Annotated in this window: 16 protein-coding genes and 3 pseudogenes; 6 read left to right on the forward strand and 13 right to left on the reverse strand. The window is 68.2% G+C overall.

Features of this window, described 5'->3' with window-relative positions:
* Positions 1–158: 158 nt before the first annotated feature.
* The 3 genes and pseudogenes from J3486_RS15140 to J3486_RS15150 form a co-directional block, all read right to left on the reverse strand.
* On the reverse strand, positions 159–593 hold the full coding sequence (locus tag J3486_RS15140) for a hypothetical protein (RefSeq protein ID WP_207820835.1): 435 nt from the start codon (positions 591–593) through the stop codon (positions 159–161).
* Positions 594–1,058: 465 nt separating this feature from the next.
* Positions 1,059–1,580, reverse strand: coding sequence for an NUDIX hydrolase (locus J3486_RS15145; protein ID WP_207820836.1), 522 nt, complete (start codon positions 1,578–1,580; stop codon positions 1,059–1,061).
* 198 nt (positions 1,581–1,778) lie between these two features.
* Positions 1,779–2,444 (reverse strand): annotated as a pseudogene (locus J3486_RS15150) (transposase family protein); the annotation flags it as partial.
* A 375-nt stretch (positions 2,445–2,819) separates the two neighbouring features.
* On the opposite strand from J3486_RS15150, the gene J3486_RS15155 reads away from it, so the two are divergent.
* Both J3486_RS15155 and J3486_RS15160 read left to right on the forward strand, forming a co-directional pair.
* Positions 2,820–4,598: a tannase/feruloyl esterase family alpha/beta hydrolase gene (locus J3486_RS15155; protein WP_307804819.1), complete on the forward strand. Its 1,779-nt coding sequence runs from the start codon at positions 2,820–2,822 to the stop codon at positions 4,596–4,598.
* A 165-nt stretch (positions 4,599–4,763) separates the two neighbouring features.
* A pseudogene (locus tag J3486_RS15160) lies at positions 4,764–5,057 on the forward strand (transposase family protein); the annotation flags it as partial.
* 724 nt (positions 5,058–5,781) lie between these two features.
* Here the strand turns inward: J3486_RS15160 and J3486_RS15165 are convergent.
* The 3 genes from J3486_RS15165 to J3486_RS15175 all read right to left on the reverse strand — a co-directional run bounded on the left by J3486_RS15165 (position 5,782) and on the right by J3486_RS15175 (position 7,554).
* The gene (locus tag J3486_RS15165) at positions 5,782–6,429 is read right to left on the reverse strand and encodes a fasciclin domain-containing protein (protein ID WP_207820837.1); all 648 of its coding nucleotides are present in this window, start codon (positions 6,427–6,429) and stop codon (positions 5,782–5,784) included.
* Between the two features lie 135 nt (positions 6,430–6,564).
* Positions 6,565–7,065 carry a DUF4383 domain-containing protein gene (locus tag J3486_RS15170; protein WP_207820838.1) on the reverse strand — a complete coding sequence of 167 codons (501 nt, stop codon included), beginning with the start codon at positions 7,063–7,065 and terminating at the stop codon, positions 6,565–6,567.
* 42 nt (positions 7,066–7,107) lie between these two features.
* The gene (locus J3486_RS15175; protein WP_207820839.1) at positions 7,108–7,554 is read right to left on the reverse strand and encodes a hypothetical protein; all 447 of its coding nucleotides are present in this window, start codon (positions 7,552–7,554) and stop codon (positions 7,108–7,110) included.
* A 292-nt stretch (positions 7,555–7,846) separates the two neighbouring features.
* On the opposite strand from J3486_RS15175, the gene J3486_RS15180 reads away from it, so the two are divergent.
* On the forward strand, positions 7,847–8,428 hold the full coding sequence (locus tag J3486_RS15180; RefSeq protein WP_207820840.1) for a fasciclin domain-containing protein: 582 nt from the start codon (positions 7,847–7,849) through the stop codon (positions 8,426–8,428).
* A 98-nt stretch (positions 8,429–8,526) separates the two neighbouring features.
* Here the strand turns inward: J3486_RS15180 and J3486_RS15185 are convergent, their stop codons facing one another.
* From J3486_RS15185 to J3486_RS15205, 5 genes are all read right to left on the reverse strand, one after another.
* Positions 8,527–9,276 carry an anti-sigma factor domain-containing protein gene (locus J3486_RS15185; protein WP_207820841.1) on the reverse strand — a complete coding sequence of 250 codons (750 nt, stop codon included), beginning with the start codon at positions 9,274–9,276 and terminating at the stop codon, positions 8,527–8,529.
* Positions 9,273–9,857, reverse strand: coding sequence for a sigma-70 family RNA polymerase sigma factor (locus J3486_RS15190; protein WP_207820842.1), 585 nt, complete (start codon positions 9,855–9,857; stop codon positions 9,273–9,275). Before J3486_RS15190 ends, J3486_RS15185 begins: the two co-directional genes overlap by 4 nt.
* A gap of 110 nt (positions 9,858–9,967) precedes the next feature.
* Positions 9,968–11,641, reverse strand: a complete 1,674-nt coding sequence (locus J3486_RS15195) for a sulfite oxidase (protein ID WP_207820843.1) — start codon at positions 11,639–11,641, stop codon at positions 9,968–9,970.
* A 290-nt stretch (positions 11,642–11,931) separates the two neighbouring features.
* Complete coding sequence (locus tag J3486_RS15200) at positions 11,932–12,537, reverse strand: histidine phosphatase family protein (protein ID WP_207820844.1); 606 nt, start codon at positions 12,535–12,537, stop codon at positions 11,932–11,934.
* 36 nt (positions 12,538–12,573) lie between these two features.
* Positions 12,574–12,942, reverse strand: a complete 369-nt coding sequence (locus J3486_RS15205) for a transposase (protein WP_374194735.1) — start codon at positions 12,940–12,942, stop codon at positions 12,574–12,576.
* Between J3486_RS15205 and J3486_RS45195 the strand changes: the two are divergent.
* A pseudogene (locus J3486_RS45195) lies at positions 12,937–13,035 on the forward strand (IS5/IS1182 family transposase); the annotation flags it as partial. The gene J3486_RS15205 and the pseudogene J3486_RS45195 sit on opposite strands and share 6 nt — an antisense overlap.
* A 529-nt stretch (positions 13,036–13,564) precedes the next feature.
* Here J3486_RS45195 and J3486_RS15210 read toward each other — a convergent pair.
* On the reverse strand, positions 13,565–14,257 hold the full coding sequence (locus J3486_RS15210) for a hypothetical protein (RefSeq protein ID WP_307804821.1): 693 nt from the start codon (positions 14,255–14,257) through the stop codon (positions 13,565–13,567).
* Between the two features lie 606 nt (positions 14,258–14,863).
* On the reverse strand, positions 14,864–15,955 hold the full coding sequence (locus tag J3486_RS15215; RefSeq protein ID WP_207820846.1) for a lipocalin-like domain-containing protein: 1,092 nt from the start codon (positions 15,953–15,955) through the stop codon (positions 14,864–14,866).
* Positions 15,956–16,367: 412 nt separating this feature from the next.
* Here J3486_RS15215 and J3486_RS15220 point away from each other — a divergent pair, with 412 nt between their 5' ends.
* Positions 16,368–17,321, forward strand: coding sequence for a fumarylacetoacetate hydrolase family protein (locus J3486_RS15220; RefSeq protein ID WP_207820847.1), 954 nt, complete (start codon positions 16,368–16,370; stop codon positions 17,319–17,321).
* Complete coding sequence (locus J3486_RS15225; protein ID WP_207820848.1) at positions 17,318–18,406, forward strand: AMP-binding protein; 1,089 nt, start codon at positions 17,318–17,320, stop codon at positions 18,404–18,406. Before J3486_RS15220 ends, J3486_RS15225 begins: the two co-directional genes overlap by 4 nt.
* Positions 18,407–18,417 lie beyond the last annotated feature (11 nt).

Raw genomic sequence — 18,417 nt, forward strand, 5'->3', positions numbered from 1 at the left:
GACGTTGCCCCCGACCGCGAGCGACCGCCGCCCGCAGGCACGCGGGCCACGGCCCTCGTCGGGCCCACGGCCCTCATCGGGCCCACGGCCCTCATCGGGCCCACGGCCCTCATCGGGCCCACGGCCCTCGTCGGGCCCGCGGGCCTGCGCGCCGCCCGTCACGGCCGCAGCGTCACGCCGTCGCCGGTCACGGCAGTTCCGATGGTGCGGGCGGCAATGGAACGCTCGCCCGACGCCGTCACGTGCACGGAGCGCTCGCCGGAACCAGACCCCGCCTCGGCGAGCAAAGCCGCCAGCTCCGCCCGGAGTCCGTCGTCGTCACGCAGCGCTCGCTTGATCTGCTGGCGCAGTGCGGCGCCCGCGTCGTCGTCCTTTGGGGCGGCGGCCACATCCTCCACCGCGGCCTCCAGCTCCCCCCGCCCCTGCTCGTCCCTGCGCCGCCACACCAACCCCAGGATCCGCCGCCCCAGATGGGCAGTGGCGCCCACCGCGGCGTCCTCGGCACGGGTCAACACCCCCGCGCCATACGCTCCGACGGCCGTCGACACGTACGGCGCGGCCTGCCCGACCAACTGCGCGATCTCCACATCCATCCAGTCCCCCGAGACCATCGACGCAACCCACAACCCGTAGTGCCACCAGCCTAGGACAACGCAGGACAAGGGGGGCGGCGCTCGGCCCGCTTCGTCAGCGACAGCCGGGGGCCGAAACGCCCCGCCCCGTCAGTTCTCCAGCAGGATCCGCCACACAGACACAGCGCGCACCAGCGGTCACCTCGCCCCTGTTCCCGTGAGCTTCCGCCGATCAGTGCGGCGAACCGCCATCTCCCGTCTCGCGGGGAATCCTCCGTCCACCTGCCTCCAACCGGCAGGCCCTGCCCCACCCTGAACATCACGGTCGAGATCAACAACGGACCCCCACTCCAAAACCCCTGCCCCCCCCATCGCAACCCGCCACCCCGCCAAGCCGGGTGAGCCGCCTTCCCGCACCACGAACCACGGTGATCGGGACCTGCAGCTGAAATGCCCGCCCTCAACCGCGGCGACCCGCATCGCCAGTCACCCGGCTGCTGGCTCGCCCGCACCACGACCAGATCCGGACTCCAGATATCGACGCAGTGCTTCCCGCCCTCCCGGAACGAAGCGCCATTGATCAACACTTTCGTGCAGTTCGGCCACTGTCACCCAGTCCTGCCAGTCGATCTCGTCCGGGTCTGGGACCAGGGCCTCGGGCACGATGGCCTCATGCACCCCGAGCCAGATGGGGCTGATCCCTTCCCGGCAAAGAAACTTGAACAGGAAACGCACCGGCACACGAACGCCCAGCTCTTCGGACAGTTCCCGGGCCGCGGCTTCCTCATACGGCTCGCCCACACCCGCGGCGCCACCGACCATCACGTCGTAGTAGCCCGGGAACCGGGGGTGCGTCTCGGACCGCCGCAGCACCAAGATCCGTCCTGCCCGATCACGGCAGATCGTCGTTGCAATGCGATGCGGCCAGCCTTCACGCTCCGCCTCACCTCGCTCGACGACGCCCACCACACGGTCGTACTCATCGACATGCTCAACCAGTTCGCTCACGCAGGCACGATCTCAGCCCCCACTGACAGCGCCACCGCACGAGCCCGGATATGAGTGATCCGCGTCACAGGGAGTTCCGTCGAATGCAACACACCCGACCATCAAGGTCGCGAAGGCAACCTCAGCAACACAGCCTGCTCAATCACCACACGCGGCCATCCGCACACGCCTCTGCGGACACAAGGCACTCTCAGTGGGTGTTCTTCGAGTCGTCGTGGCCTGCTCTCCGACGCAGCGGATCTTGGCGTGGGTGGTGTTGTGACGCCGCTGCCACCGCTTGAGCCGACGCCCCTTGAACGGGACCCGCACGTTGCGGGCCGCGCCCTGATACGCCTTATCCGCCCAGCATTTGAGGTCCGCCTCGACGAGGGCGTCGATGATGCCGTGTTCGCGGGCCGCCGTCAGGTCGTGCGTCGCACCGGGCAGCGCGTGCGAAGCCCACAGCAGCCGGCCGAACGGATCGGTCAGCACCTGTACGTTCATGCCGTGGTGCCGCTTCTTCCCGGAGTAGTAGGGCCGGTCGGCGGCGATCCGGTCGATCGGCAGCACCGTGCCGTCCAGGATCACGCACGCCTTCGAGCGGGCCGCCACCATCGCTTCGTCGAGCGTCGGCGCGAGCACGGCAAGAACGTCGATCGCCGCGCGGACGTAGCGGTACACGGTGGCGATCCCGATACCGAACCCGGCCGCGAGCTGGGCGTAGGTGTCACCGCACCGCAGATGCGCCAGTGCGAGCAGGGCCTGACGGCCCGCGGTCAGCCGCCTCCACCGCGTGCCGATCTCCTGCCTGCGGGAGGTGAGTTGCCCGGCCAGATGCCGCAGAGTACGGGTCGACAGATCGATCGCCGACGGATAGACAAGCAAGCGAAGCTCCTGGTGGGACACGGTGAATCTTGGTCGAGACACCGTCTACCAGGAGCTTCTTCATGTTGCGGGGCCGGTCAACTACCTGGCCTCACCGATAGGTTGGAAGAGGCTCACTGGACAGACCCCCTCCTGGAGGGTGAGCAGGGACCACAGGGCGTCTACCCCGGCGGGCCTGCCTCGGCCTGGCGAACACTCGAAGCCTTCGGGGCACCCCCAGAAGACCTGCCCGGACGAAGCAGTGCGCGTGCCGCCGAGAGGCCCCCTGGGCTCGCTCGTTGTGACGGCGGGCGCTCATCGTGCCACTCGTCGTCCGCGAGGGTTCGGTGAGCGGACCGACAGGCTGTGAGAGCAGTCCCGGGATGACGACAATTCGTGGGCTTCGCATCCCACATCGTGCCGGGAGGCCTGTTGTCACTCTTCATGCGAGGTTCCAGAAGACAGCGAACCATTGCCGCATCCCTCTACGCCTTGATGCTCGTGGCGGGCCTCGTCGCTTCGACGGCGCAGGCTTCGCCACGCTCACACCAGGTCCAGTCCGCCATGGCCGCGACACCTCCGGCGATGAACTGCGCGCAGGCAGCCCAACTGGATGTCACCGGCGTCCCGGGCGCACCGGCGAGCGTCATCTCGGCGACCGTCGTCGCCGCTACCGACAACTCTCTCGGCAAGTGGGAGGCCTGCCGGGTGAAGGGACTCGTCGCTCCCCAGATCCAGTTCGAACTGATGCTGCCGACCAAGACCTGGGCGGGACGATACCTGCAGACCGGCTGCGGCGGTTTCTGCGGCAACGTCAGTTACGACACCTCGGCGGCCTACGGCTGTGCCCCTCTCACCGACGGGACGTTCGCGGTGGCCGCCGACAACGAGGGGCACTACGGAGCGAGCGCCACCGACGGGCTCTTCGGCGCGGACCCGCAACTGCGGGTCGACTTCGGCTACCGCTCCCAGCACCTGACCTCCTTGGTGGCCAAGGAGATCGTCAAGCGGTTCTACGGGCAGTCCGCGTCGAAGTCGTACTTCGCGGGTTGCTCCGAGGGCGGCGACCAGGCCCTGACCGAGGTGCAGCGCTACCCTCAAGACTTCGACGGCGTCGTCGCCGGGGCTCCCGCGTCGAACATGACTGCGCTGGCCGTCTTCGACCAGGCGTGGAACGCCAAAGCCGTACTGGACCGTACCGGCAGTCCGATCCTCTCGGTGAACGATCTCGCCGGCCTGCATGCGGCCGTGATCGACGCCTGCGACACCCTGGACGGCACCAAGGACGGGCTGATCAGCGACTCGCAGAGCTGCTCCTTCGATCCGAAGAGCATCGCCTGTCCGGCGGCCGCCGACGCCCCGTCCGGTTTCTGCCTCACGCCGGTCCAGATCGAGGCGGTCCGCAAGGTCTACGGTGGGGTGCGGGACGAGAAGAACCAGCTGCTGTATCCGGGCGCCCAGCCCCGCGGTTCGGAACTCAACTGGGCGGGATGGCTCATTCCGCGGAGCCAGGGAACACTCTCCAACCAGGGCGGCTTCGCCGTGAATACGGTGCGCTGGCTCGCCTACCCGGGACCGAGGCCCTCTCTGAGCCTTGACGACATCCAGTTCACCGAGAAGAGCTTCCGGGAGATCACAGGCCGAGTCTCGGGAATCTATGACTCCACCAACCCTGACCTGAGCGCCTTCCGTCGACACGGCGGCAAGCTGATCATGTGGCACGGCGAGGCCGACCCGGCCATACCCCCGGCCGGCACCATCGCGTACTACCAAGCGGTCGCCAAGCAGATGGGCGGACTGGCCCGCACCCAGGAGTTCGCCCGGCTCTTCATGCTGCCGGGCGTCGCCCACTGCAACGGCGGTCAGGGACCCGACAAGTTCGACGCGCTCACCGCGGTGGTCGACTGGGTGGAGAGCGGTAAGGCACCGAAAAGCATGATGACCAGCAAGGTCAGCACCTCGGGAGCGGTCACCGCGACTCGCCCCGCCTACCCGTGGCCTCTGATGGCCGTGAACACCACGGGTGGGCCAGTCGATCAGGCGTCGAGCTACACGGCACAACCGCGCCGGTCGGCACACCAGACCACCGACTGGCTGGGCAGTTTCCGATCGGGCTACGAGAAGACCTGTGAATGGGTGAACGGGAAGTGGGTCTGCCACAAAGGCAAGGCCTGACACCGCACGGGGAAGGAGGGACTTCTGAATAGGGTGTGGCTCTTCTGAACGGATGGCCGCGACCACGCGGTGAGCCGCTTCCAAGGTGGCGCTGCTGACCGCGAGTTGGACGGCACTGCGCAACGACGAAGCTCCTGGTGAACGGGGTCTCGCCCAAGATCACCCGTGTCCGCCAGGAGCTTCGCGTGCTTCTTGGCCGGACAACTCAGCGCCAAGCGGCAGGAGATCGGGACGCGGTGGCGACGCCTTCCCGCCGGACGCCAGGCCCTGCCAGCCCTCGCCCACCTGCGGTGCGGTGACACGTACGCCCAGCTCGCCGCCGGGTTCGGCATCGGAAGCGCGGCCGTCTTCCGCTACATACGCGAGGCCATCGACGTCCTGGCCGCCTTCGCCCCGACCCTGGGCGAGGCAATGAAGACGATCCGCATGAAGACGTTCGTCATCCTGCTCCCGATCGAGCACCAACCGGATCACCGACGTGGTCAAGGCCGTAGTCGCCCTTCACCACACATCAGCATCAGGTTGGAAAGGGCTCATGGCGTCCCCGTGAACGGCCTGATCCTGCTCAAGTCGGCCTCCGGTAAAGCTGCGCCGACGGTTGGGGCGTCGGCCAGTGGGGCGAGGGCGACGGTATGAGCCACAGCGATCAGGGGGTATGCCGAAATGGCCCTCACCTCCTGGAGCAGCGCATTTGCTGTCGCCCATAGACGAGGATGCGAAGGGCTCTCTGCCGTCCGGTGCGGAGACAGGCCGGCACCGGGCTGCTATCGGCACCCGTCCGGCGCGCGTGTGGCGACGTATTACCAGTGACAGACATGCAGTCCTGGTGAGGCGAGTGCGATGACGCAGGAAGAGTTCAGGCGGCTCATGGAGCAGGCTCGCGCAGAAGTCCGGCGCACCACCCTGGCTCGACGGGACGTCAGCGCCAGGGATCTGTACGAAGCCCGCGCGCGGCACGAGGAGTTCGGCGCCTGCGCTCATTGAGGTTGAGGACGTTATGGTCGGCAGAATGCCGTGAGCGGGTGGGAGGGGTGGGCACGACCGCCGGGAAGGCACCGCAACCTCCCCGGCCCGACTGCGCCGGCCCGTGTGCACCCCGGATACCCATGCAATCACCGAGGCTGGCCTGTGTGCGGAGGCCGTCCGGCGCAGGCCGTCCCGCCGGCCGGCGTGCGCGGTCGTGTCAGCTCTTCGGCATGAGGACGGAGTCGATGATGTAGACGTTGGCGTTGGCGGTCTTGACGTTGCCGCAGACGACGTTGGCGCTGTCGTTGACCTTGTAGTTCTCGCCGGAGCCGGAGGTGGTGAGCTTCGACTTCTCCAGGGTGTCGAAGGAGCCGTTCTCCAGGTCCTTGGGCGCCAGCTTCTGGCCCACGACGTGGTAGGTCAGGATCTTGGTCAGCTGCGCCTTGTCGTTGAGGACCTTGTCCAGGTCCGCCTTCGGGATCTTCGCGAACGCCTCGTTCGTCGGCGCGAAGACCGTGATGTTCTTGGCGTTGTTCAGGGTGTCGACGAGACCGGCCTTCTTCACCGCCGTGACCAGCGTCGACAGGTCGGGGTTGTTCGAGGCGGCGGTGGCCACCGGGTCCTTGGCCATGCCCTCGAAGGAACCCGCGCCCTCCTTGGGGACAGCGGAACAGGCCGGGCCGAACGGCTCGTCGGCGGTGCTCATGTCGTCGGAGGGGCTGGCCATGTCCGACCCCTTCGATGCGGATGAGGCGCTGTCGGAGGCCTTGTCCTTGGAGTCGCTGTCGGAGCACGCGGTCAGGGCCAGCGGCAGCATGGCCGCGGCGGCGACGGCGACGGCGACACGACGAAGGCGAGTCTGCATGAAAATCCCTCAACGATCGGAACTGTGGAGGCCATCCGCCTCCATCGCCGGGAATCCGGTGCGGTCGCCGCCGCGGATTGGTCGGTTCCTCGAAAGCGTGAAATCCAAGGGGAGGAGAGCCCTCGTCCGCCTGGGTCAGCCCGAGTGCCGGGAGCGCCAGTACGGGTTGTCGTGAGGGAGCCCTCCGCTGACTCTTCCGTACATGCCGCCGGTCATCAGCAGCAGTCCGACGGCGAAGCTGAACAGCACGTTCTGCATCCGGAAGTTGAGAAAGTTGAAGCGGCTGTCCAGCGCGAACAGGAACGCGAATCCGGCCAGCAGGAAGCCGATGCCGAGCATCATGTTCACGGTGGACGCGGTGTTCCCGCCACGGACGGCGGCCGCCAGAAGGACGCCACCGACCAGCAAGGACAGGACGCTCAGAGCACCGTTGGTGTTGAGACCGAGGGCGGTGTTGGCGCCGGTGTCGAAGAAGCCGATACGGCGGATGAGCCCCAGGGCGCCGAACGCCAGCAGGAACACGCCCATGGATCCGGCGCTGAACCGGTAGACCCGGCTCAGGCGGTGGTCGACCGGCAAGTGATCGTCGAGTTTCACCCGCGGTCGGGCGTGGGGGCCGGCGTGCAGTGTGGTCATGGCGAGAACCTCCTTGCCCCTCCTGGCGGATACGGGCAGCTGTCAGCAACTGGGCGGCTGCCAGCCGGTGGGCCGGACATGGGCGGCGCTGATCCAGCCGTGGGCGTCGTTGTCGAAGTACCAGACCGACGTTCCGTCCGCGTGGCCGCCGTCGGTCTGGCAGAACAGCCGGAGGTGGGAGCCCGCGGGCAGCGTGGCGGTGGCCCTCGCGTGCGTGGTCGGCGCGTCACGGACGTAGACCTCGGTCCGTGCCGTGACGATGGCCGGAGCGGCATGGTCGTCATGCCCGTTCCCGGACCAGGTCCCGGCCCCGGACTCCGTCCAGGACCCCGACCAGGTCCAGGTCTCAGACCAGGAGCCGCCGGGCCCCCAGTCGTCCGGATCCCAGCCGGAGGCGTGGGCGCTGCCGCCGACGGCGAGGCCGGTCAGGGCGAAGGCCCCTGTCAGGGCGACGGCGCAGGCCCGGGTGCGGATCTTCGAGTGGTTCATGGCCGACTCCTCCTCAGAGACGCCCCTCCTGTCCCGTGCGCCCGCGGGTCCCGCTGCGAATGGCGCCGCACCACCGGGTGTGCCCTCCACGGGTAATCCGGCGCCGGTATCCGCCGCGGATTGCCGAAAGTGTCGAAATTCTCAAAACGAGGCAATCCGGATCTCGTGTGGCGTCGAATTACTGGTGTGAGGGCGCGAATGACGCGCCGGCCCCGGTAGCCCGCGCTCTCACCGGTCCCGGGCCGCTCGGGGGCCCGGCGGGTCCGCAGCCCGCCGCAAAGGAGTGTTGATCATGACTGCTCATCGAGTAAGCACCCGGATCCTGGTCGGAACGGCGGCGCTCGCGCTCCCGTTCTCGCTGGCGGCGCTGACCCCGGCCGCCTCGGCCGACGGCATGACGGGCCCGTTCGGCTCCGCCTGCTCCTCCGTCCCCAAGGACGGTGCGGGCAGCTTCGAGGGCATGGCCAAGGACCCGGTGGCCACCGCCGCCTCGCACAACCCCGACCTGTCGACGCTGGTCACGGCGGTGAAGAAGGCCGGTCTCGTCGACACCCTGAACAACGCCAAGGACATCACGGTCTTCGCGCCGACGAACGAGGCGTTCGCGAAGATCCCGAAGGCGGACCTGGACAAGGTCCTGAACGACAAGGCGCAGCTGACCAAGATCCTCACGTACCACGTGGTGGGTCAGAAGGTCACGCAGGACAAGCTGGCTGACGGCAGCTTCAGGACGCTGGAGGGCGGCAAGCTGACGACCTCGGGCTCCGGCGAGAAGTTCAAGGTCAACGACAGCGCGAACATTGTCTGTGGCGATGTGCAGACCTCGAACGCCACTGTCCACATCATCGACAGTGTCCTGATGCCCAAGAGCTGACTGTACGACCGAACGGCGCGCAGTCGGAGGGAAAAGGGGAGTCAAGGGGTGCACCGAAGGTGCACCCCTTGAACATGGCCCGGGAGGGTCCGGACCGATCAGGCGGGCAGCTGCAGCAGGACCACCGGCTGGGTGGTGGGCTGCTTGGAGCCGGCGTCCGGTTCGAGGGTGACGCCCACGCCGGACGCCTTGCCGACGGCGCCCGCCATCAGGACGCTCTGGCTCGTCCGGGAGGGGTCCATCAGGCCGGCCGGGCGCATCCGGTCCCCGTCGGCGAACCACAGTTGGTACACCTTGCCCTGTGGCGGCTTCGCCAGACCGGAGGCGACGAAGACGGCTTTGTCGCTGTCGTGCGAGACGACCACGGAGCCGCGCGCCGCGCCGCCGACGGCCGTTGAGGTCACCTTGGCGTCCGGAGCGGAGAGCACCTCGGTGATCTGGTCGGCCTGCCGCTGCGCGACCTGGGCCTGTTGACGGGCTTCGTCGGCCTGCTGGTGCTGCCACAGCGTCGTGCCGCCGAGCCCGGCAGCGGCCGCGACACAGGCGGCGAGCGCCCATCGCATGGCGCGCTCGCGACGTGCTGTGCGCGACAAGGCCGTCACCCCGGAATGGGAGTGCTCCTGCCGCACACCGGCGATCTGCTCCATCACCTGGGTCTTGAGGCGGGGCGGTGGCGGCATGGTGGCCGCGAGCGCCAGCCGTCCGGCGGTCGCCGTCAGTTCACGTACCTCCTGGGCGCAGTCCTCGCACTTGGCCAGGTGCTGCTCGAACGCGACGCGCTCGTCCTCATCGAGGGCGTCCAGCGCGTAGGCGCCGGTCAGCGTGTGGAGGTCGGTCGAGGCGGTCATACGGTCACCCCCAAGCAGTCGCGAAGCCGGATGAGACCGTCACGCAGCCGAGTCTTGATCGTGCCCAGCGGAGCGGACAGCGCCTCCGCCACCTCTTTGTAGGTGAGGCCCTGGTAGTACGCCAGCGTCACCGACTGACGCTGGATCTCACTGAGGGAACGCAGGCAGCGGCGCAGCTGTTCCCGCTCCAACTGTTCCTCCACCTGTTCACTCACCTCGTCGAACTCCGGGACCTGATCGAGCAGCGCGACCCGGTGGTCGCGCGCGGCAGCCGCCTCCACCGAGCGGATCCGGTCCACGGTGCGCCGGTGCGCCAAGGTGAGCACCCAGTTCAGGACCGTGCCCCGATCCGCGCGGTAGCGCGCCGCGGTACGCCAGACCTTGACGAACACTTCCTGAGCGACTTCCTCGGACTGGGCATGATCGCGCAGCAGCTTGCACACGACGCCGAACACGGGCGCAGCCACCGCCTCATAGATGACGGAGAACGCCTCGCGATCCCCCTGCGCGACGAGGGCAAGCTGCTCCTGCAGATCAGGTCCACGGGCTGGAACGGGCCCGACCGGCCCGGGGTGTGTCATGTGCCGCCCTCCGAACACCGCTGGGCTGGGGCTGAGCAGGTGAAAGACACCAGTAACGCACAGCGTTGCCCTCCACTCGAATCAGGCCCGAAGTGCGCTTCGGCCAGGAGTCAGTCGACGGTGACGACGACGGAGTGCCAGCCGGAGGCGCCGTCTGGGATGGTCGGGGTGCGCTTCTCGGTCTGGGTCTCGCCCGTCCGGTCCGTGGCCCGCACGGTCAGGGTGTGGCCGCCCTTGGTGGCGTCCCAGGGGTAGGACCACTGCCGCCAGGTGTCCCGGGTGTCCTCGGTGGCGAGCCGTGCTTCTTCCCAGGGCCCGTCGTCGACCCGGATCTCGACCTTGTCGATGCCGCGGTGCTGGGCCCAGGCGACACCGGCGACCATGACTGTGCCGGCCTTCGGGCGGGCGAACGGCTTGGGCGTATCGATGCGCGACTCGGTCTTGATCGGCGCCTTCTGCGCCCAGTCCCGCTTGACCCAGTACGAGTCGTAGGCGTCGAACGTGGTCAGCTCGATGTCCTGGATCCACTTGCAGGCCGACACGTAGCCGTACAGTCCCGGGACGACCATGCGGACCGGGAAGCCGTGCTCGAACGGCAGCGGCTGGCCGTTCATGCCGACGGCGAGCATCGCGTCGCGGCCGTCCATCACGTCCTCGACGGGGCTGCCGATGGTCATGCCGTCCACCGACCGCGCCACCAGTTGGTCGGCGGGCCCGCCCTTCGACGGCGGTTTCACCCCGCACTGCTTGAGCAGGTCGGTCAGGCGGACGCCGATCCAGCGAGCGTTGCCGACGTAGGGGCCGCCGACCTCGTTGGAGACGCAGGTCAGGGTGATGTTGCGTTCGATGAGCGGCATCTTCAGCAAGTCGTCGAAGGAGACGGTCAGTTCGCGCTCGACGCCCTTGCCGTGGATACGCAGCTTCCAACTGGTGGCGTCGACCTTGGGGACAACCAGGGCGGTGTCGACGCGGTAGAAGTCATCGTTGGGCGTCATGAACGGGCTGATGTCCTTGATCCGCAGGGCTGCCCCGCGCGGTACCGGGGCCGCCTTCGACGCCGGGGCGGGAATCACCACGTCCTTCCGGGAGGCGACGGCGTTCTGGCCCTGCGAGCCGTTCAGCGCCCGGCCCGCGAGCCCGGCACCGGTGGAAGCCGCTGCCGCGGCGGTCGCGGCCAGGATGAACCCGCGCCGGTCCCACCCCGACCCGCCTGAGCCGTCGGCGTCATGTGCGGGGGCTGTGTCATCCAGTGCCTGCGCCGCGCCGTCATCCGAGACCGAGCCTCGAGAGGCAGAGGTCTGGCCGGTGACGTCCCCGGCGCGTCCAAGGCGCCCGATCAAGTAGTAGAGCAGGCAGGCGCCGACGATGGCGCCGACGGCGGAGGGCAGCGCGTCCGTGACGCTGGTGGAGTCGGGCCTGCTGGTGGCGGCCAGAGCGCCGACGACGCCGAACGCGAGGACACCCAGTGAGCCGATCAGCCGCCACTGTGCGGCGAGGGCCCCGAGCACCAGGGCGAGCACGGTCAGCACGGCCAGAATGCCCAGCTGCAGCACCAGCTTGTCGTGCGTGCCGAACTGCCGGATCGCCCAGTCCTTGACCGCCGGAGGGGTGCGGTCGATGGCCGCCCCGCCCACCGCGATGACGGGGCCCGATTCGGGTCGCGCTGCCGCGGAGACCAGCTCGGCGACCGCGATGGCGGCGTATCCGGCGAGCAGGCCGCTGAGCGCGCCCAAAGAGAAGCGTTTGATGCCGCGCAGCGGCGTGGGGGTCGAGTCGTCGTCCATGTCAGGGAATCCGTCCTTGCGCTGCGCTTGGATTGGTCGTTCACGCCATCGAGGGATGCAGGGGCATGCGGCAGCAGTAGCAGGCAAAGCAGCCCGGTCCCTGGTGGCGGCGCCGCCGTGCTGCCGGTATTCCACGGTCTGGAAGGCAGCATGGGCGGCGAAAGAGTGACGGCTTGTGCGAAGACCAAGCCGCGGAGCACGGGCCGCCGGATGACCGGAGGGCACACGGACCCACACACGACAGAGCAATCGTCAAGGCTTGTGGATTGGGTCGTCTGGTTTGCGGTGCGTCACTTCGCTTCTGGCCATGAGGGGCAGCGCCAGGTGGAGCCGTCCCACTCGATGAGGAAGGGCTGCGCGTGAGGCAGGGGCGTGCCCCAGACCGCGGCTCCGAGGGTGCAGAGCCGGCCGAGCGCGACCGTGAGGCTGGCGACGTGGCCGATGACGGCGACGGTCTCGCCCTGGTGCTGCTCGGCGATCGCCTGGAACACCTTGCCCATGCGGGCCGTGACCGCGAAGCCGGTTTCACCGTCCGCGACCTGCTGTGTCAGGTCGTTGTCGACCACCCAGGAACGAAGCACGTCGGCGGTCTGCCGGCGAACGTCCGGATCGCTACTTCCCTCGTGCCTACCGATGCCGACCTCCACGAGGTCGGGCAGGGCCCGGACGTCAACGCGGGCTGCAGTGGCCAGCGGCTTAGCAGTCTGCCGTGCGCGCAAAGCCGAGCTGGAGTAGACCGCACCGATCCGCTCGCCGGCGAGAGTCCGGGCCGCGAGAGCGGCCTGCTCATGGCCCCGCTCGGTCAGTGGAGCGCTCGGCACGGCCCCGGCGACGTTGTCCGTGACGTTCTGCGACTCGCCGTGGCGAAAGCACCACACCCGGACCCGCACGCTCATGCCGCCAGTTCCTCTCGCTCGACCAGGACGCCGTTCTCACACTTCGCACCGGCCCGGACCAGGGGGACGAAATGGGCTCCGGTGGCACGCGCCCAGCTTGAACACCATCGCCAGGGCCGCAAAGGGGCTGCCCGCGCCCCGGGTGACGTTCGTCCGCAGCTTGACAGTGGAGAACGTGGACTCGATGGGGTCGGTGGTCCGCAGGTGGACCCAATGCTCGGCCGGGAAGTCGTAAAACGACGGCAACTCGTCCTGGTCATCGGTGATCTTCGCGACCGCCTTGGGCCACTTCGCACCGTAGAGGCGGGATAACTTTTCGACCGCCCGCTCGGCGCGGCTGCGGCTTTCGGCGTTGCAGATCTCCTGCAGCGCCTTCGCCGCGCCCGGCTGTGCGGATTCAAGCAGTGGCGCGGCCTGGCCATGCGAACCGACAAGCTCGCCCTCGCGTACCGGGCCGCATTCCATCTCGCGAGCATCCTCATCCGGGCACGAAGGCGATCAACAAGACATAGGACTCACTCCCACCAGTCGAGGTCTCCGCTGCTGTCGACCGTGGGGGCGGTCACCGCGCCGAACCAAGTTGACTGGCCGTGATGTTCCATGGCTTCCGCCACTTCGTGGAGCCATGAACCCAGGCTGGGCCACCCCAGATGATCTCCGACACCGAATACAGCCTTCGGCAGGGGAGCACACCCAGCAGGGACGTATCTCCGTCGTGGCACCGCAGCGACTCGCAGAGATCTACGGGAAGCGGGAACCCCAAGCGTTCCTCGGCTTCCTGAATGGACTGCCACGAAGCCGGGGGCCCGAGGTCTGCTAGAGCCTTCGACGCATGCCGGGACAACCAGGCGTCGATGCGGCGCCAGGACGTCGCGACCGGGGGCACGACAGGATCTATGCCTCGGCGAGGAGGTCGCATCATCATGCGGAACATCATCCATCGAGGCTCACTCGGTCAACCACGCGGAACCGCACACCCACCTCCGTCTCACCGAGCGCAGTCAAAGAGGCAGGCCCTAGCTGGTCGCTACGACATCAACTCGATGTGCGGGTGCTCGGGCTCCGCCGGGCAGACGAACAAGTGCTGCCGGTAACCACGACCTATCTGGACACCGGTCGCGTTGTAGCCGCGGTGGCCGGGGTACGGTCCAGCACCTGGGTGGGGGTGCGGAGACCAGCTGTTCCCGGCGTCGTCCCCTTCCTCGAACGTGGCGACGGTCATCAGGACCTGCATGCCGGTGCCGCACTCGGAGCAGGGCTGCGGGCTGGGGTCGGTGGAGTTCCAGGCGGGCCAGCCGCCCACCTTCCAGCCAGGTGCGTTGGACAGCACACAGTCGTAGTACGTGTCCGGGTCCATGTCTTCCTCTGCGGCCTGCGGCACACTCCACTGCTTGAGCTGCTCCCGCAGCTCTTCGCTCAACTCCAGATGGTCGGGGTACTCGGTGATCTGCTCCGGTTCGAGCGCACACGGATCCGGCAGATAGCCACCGAACTGCACCGCGGGCGGCTCGGGGGGCGTGTCGAGAATGTCGGTGACGGCGGCTGCCGACCGCCAGAAGAGCAGGGTCCTGGGCATGATCGGATGATCGAAGGGGCACCACAGAACCTGCAGCAGGTCCTTGCCCTCCGGCGGGCTCAGATCGGGCACATCCCTTACGTACAGCTGCGCGACGGGCAGCATCGCTAGGGGGCCGTCGTACGCCCGGACAGCCAGCCTCACCGGATACGTCCGAGGTGGCCGGATCCGCTCGAGAGTCTCCCGTTCCTCCGGAGTCAGGTCTCGGCCGTGCGAGGCGGCGAAGATACGTCGCTGCAGCCGCAGATCCGCCGGGGACTGGGCTGGGTTGATGCCATCCACCACATGCGGTTCCTCGCAGTGCGGCCACGGCTCCTCAGCGGGCCACAGCAGCGGCCCGCCGATCGAGCTGTCGTGCCACGTCGGCGCCCCAGGGCGGGGGTGCAGGCGGGTCGCCGTGCGGGCCAGCGGAGCCAGTTGGGGAAAGACGGCGGCAACGTCGATCGGCCGTGGCGGAGTGACAGGAGTGACATTCATGGCCGCAATCTTGCCAATCGCCCCTGACAACGGCCCTCGTGACCGCCCCACGAAGAGTTCCGGCACGGGCGCCACTCGGGAGAGCGCACCGCCGATCCGTTGCCATTCGCAGTCCTCGATCATTGGCTGCGGGCCCCCAAGGCTCCACACGGTGATCCACAGGAATTGACAATTGCTCCACCGCCGAGACACCGCCTGGGAAGGGCTACCGCACCGCCGGCCGCGTCCCCAACCTCTCGGATCAGTGCAGCTGGGGATCGCCGGCCTGAAGAGTCAGGTGCGCGCCTTGCCGAAGTACATGAGCTCCCACAGGGCCTCGTCGGTGTAGTCCTCCACGCGCTTCTCGCCCTGGTAGCGCTCGATGCGCACCTCTCCGGTGAAGCGCAGGTAGGCGCCGTCGAACCCGGCCAGCTTGGCCGCCACCTTCTTGGGGCCCTTGATGTCGTCCGCCATCCTCGTTGCGGCGATGTCGGTGTGGCGGGTCCAGGTGACGAGGTAGCGCTCATCGCCGTCGGTGTAGGTGTAGCGGGTGACGTTGCCGACGGGCTTGCCGGTGACGGAGTCGGTGTAGGAGCCCAGTTCCTCGAAGGTGATCTTGTTGCTGTCGTCCGCGACCAGCTTGCCGTCACGGGCCAGCATGAAAATGGGCATCTCGGCGTAGCCGTACGCCTTCTCTGCGGTGATGTACGAGGCGATCACGGAGTAGGGGCCGGCTGCGCCGCGCGCCCAGTACCAGTGGTGCATGAGCTTGAGCATCGGGGCGTTGCCCCAGTTGTGATCGTGATAGCCGACGCCCGTGGTCGTGCTGGTGCGACCGTTGGCGCTGTAGGTCGCCTCCACGTGCCCTTGCGGCACCGACGGCAGCCACGCGAAGTACTCCTCACCCTGCTCCCCGAACACGAAATGCCCAGTCTGCGGGCGCCAGGCGGGAACCTGGCCGGTCAGGGTGACGTCGAAGGAGATCCCTTCCGCGTCGCCGCGGATGGTGTAGGTGTGCAGGTCGCCCGTGAAGACGTTGTCTCCGATCCGCACATCGCAGCCTTCGGTCGAGGCTGTGAAGGTACGTGGGTCGAACTCGACGAGACGGTCTTCCTGGGAGCCGTCGGGCAGCGTCAGGTCGATCCGGATGGCCGGAGTCACGGGCCTGTTGATGTCGCTGAACTCTTTGGTGAAGAAGACCACGACGAGTTTGGCGCCGTCATCCAGGTGCGCATCGAAGTACCACCATTCGTAGGTGCCCGCTGAACCGTCGGTGCGCAGTCCGTCCTCCCACGGCTTGATCGCCTGCTCCTCGATTCCGAAGCGGGCATAGTCCTCGGGCGTGCCAGCCGTGCGGGCGCTGGTGGCGATTTGGTTGCGGGACATGGTTGTTTCTCCCTTTCGGTGTGGCACTGACCGGGGCGGCGGGAGGCCATGTGCCCGGGTGACCGGTCTCTTCGTCGGAGCCCTGACGCCGTGGGCTTTTATTTACCATTCGGACATTTTTTCACCTCTTCAGGTTGCCCCTTATGTCGTAATTGCGCAACTCGGGCGACCGGAAGGGCGGCAATCCCCCTGCCGGCGGGACTCAATAGGCCGACTCGACCGCACGCCCGGGCGGCGGAGCCGTGTGCTGAACGGGCTCTGCCACCCCTTGAATCACCATTGACAGATGGGAATATCAAGTTTGATGATCTCATCAACTTTAGTTGCGTTGCCCTCTCGCAACCAGGCCGAGCGTGCCCGCCGTCCGACGCCGCCCCGGAACGCATGAGGGGCCTTACAGGCAGGAGCCGTGATGAGTGCAGCTGTAGTGCGTACGGGAAAAGCCTGGTGGGTGCAGCGTCCCGATCAGCGGGTGCGCAGGATCGACACCGACGCGGGCACGACAGCCGAACTGCTGGCCGACCGGAAGTCGGTGGAGAAGGCCGCTGCGGCGTCTGGCGGCTGGCAGGAGCTGGATGAGCGCGAGCTGGTGTCGCCAGTGACCACCCCGTGCCGTGTGGTGGCCCAGATGGTGAACTACCGCTCGCACGCCCGCGATTCGGGCTTCGATCCTGACCTGGTGCCCACGACGTTCTTCCGTAAGGCGTCCGGATCGGTGACCGGCCCCTGTGCCGATGTGGAGCGCCCGGCGCACGTGCGGCTGCTCGACTACGAAGTCGAGCTCGGACTCGTCTTCGGCTCCGAGCTGGAGCTGGGCGCCGACGTCACCACGGAGAGGCTGCCGCACTACGTGGCCGCCCTGGTGGTGGCGAACGACTTCAGCGCCCGCGACGTACAGCTGCCCAAGACGCAGTTCTATGAGAGCAAGTCGTATCCGACCTTCACCCCGCTGGGGCCGCGGCTGGTGCTGGTGGACAGTGCCGACCTCGCCCGCCTTGAGCGGCTGCGGCTGGTGTGCGAGGTCAATGGGCAGGTACGGCAGGACAGTACGGCCGCTGACATGATCACGCGTCCGGACAAGGCGCTCACCGTGTTGGCCCGGTTCCAGACCATGCAGCCCGGGGATGTGCTGCTGACCGGCACCCCTGGGGGCACGGCCCTGCGCTCGCCGGGCAGGGTGACCGAGTTCCTCGGGTCACTGCTGCCCACCCGCCGCAAGTGGGAGATCTTCTTTGCCCGGCAGGCCAAGAACCCTGCCTATCTGCAACCCGGTGACGTGGTCACCTCGCGTATCGCCAGCCTGGATGGCGGCCTCGACCTGGGCCTCCAGCGGACCACGGTGCGCAACGCCCGGACGTCGTCATGACCGGCGTCACCAACACTGCGCTGTGGCCTGCCAGTTACGACAACCCCGCCGATCTTGCCGATGTCGAAGCGGTGCCGCTGGACGCACGGGCGTCGCCCGCGTCCACGTACGCGGTGCTCCGGAGGGCTGCCGAGTTGTGGCCGGAGCAGCCGGCGTTGACGGTGCTGCCCCGTGCCGCACAGTGGCGTGAGGGATCGACCCGGACGTTCGCGCAGTTGCGGGACGAGGTGCACCGCCTGGCACACCAGTTCCGCACCCAGGGTGCGGGCAAGGGCCGGGCCGTCGGGTTGCTGTCGCCCCATACCGCCGACCTTCCGGCGGCGGTCGGCCGGCGGCTGCCGTACCAGCAGGCCAAGAGCGTGCGCGTCGATGACGACGGCACCTGGCACGATCTGCCGCCCGGCGAGGTCGGAGACCTCGCTCTGCGCGGACCAACGGTGTTCGCCGGCTACGTCACCGGCCAGGGGTCGGCCGGGCCTGTCCTGGACGACCTGGGCGCGGTGCGCGACGGCTGGCTGGCTACCGGTGACCTCGCGCGCGTCGACGCCGACGGGTTCATCCATCTCACCGGGCGGGCCAAAGACCTCATCATCCGCGGCGGCCACAACATCGATCCAGCCGTCATCGAGGACGCCCTCCTGCAGCACCCCCAGGTCAGCGGCGCCAGTGCGGCCGGCCGGCCCGACCGGCACGCCGGTGAGGTGCCCGTCGCGTACGTCACCCTCGCCCCGGGCGCCTCCGTCTCCCCGGCTGAACTGATTGCCCATTGCCACCAGTTGATCCACGAGCCGGCCGCGGTGCCGAAGGACATCACCATCGTGGAGACGCTGCCGCTCACCGACGTCGTCAAGCCGACCAAGATTCCGCTGCGGCTCAGGGCGCTGCAGGACGTGGTGCTCGCCGAGCTCGCCACCGCCGAAGTGCCCGCGGACGTCGGTGAAGTGGACTGCGTCCTGGCGGACGACGGGCTCACCGTCCGTGTCCCGTATGCCGCCGATCCTTCCGCACGCGCCGGCATCGCGGCCGTCCTCGATCGCTACGCGTTCCACTGGGAGTTCACGCCGGCCGGTGCCCCGACCGCCTGACCTCCCCTCGC

Source organism: Streptomyces sp. VRA16 Mangrove soil (assembly GCF_017377775.1).
In the GTDB taxonomy this organism is placed as follows: domain Bacteria; phylum Actinomycetota; class Actinomycetes; order Streptomycetales; family Streptomycetaceae; genus Streptomyces.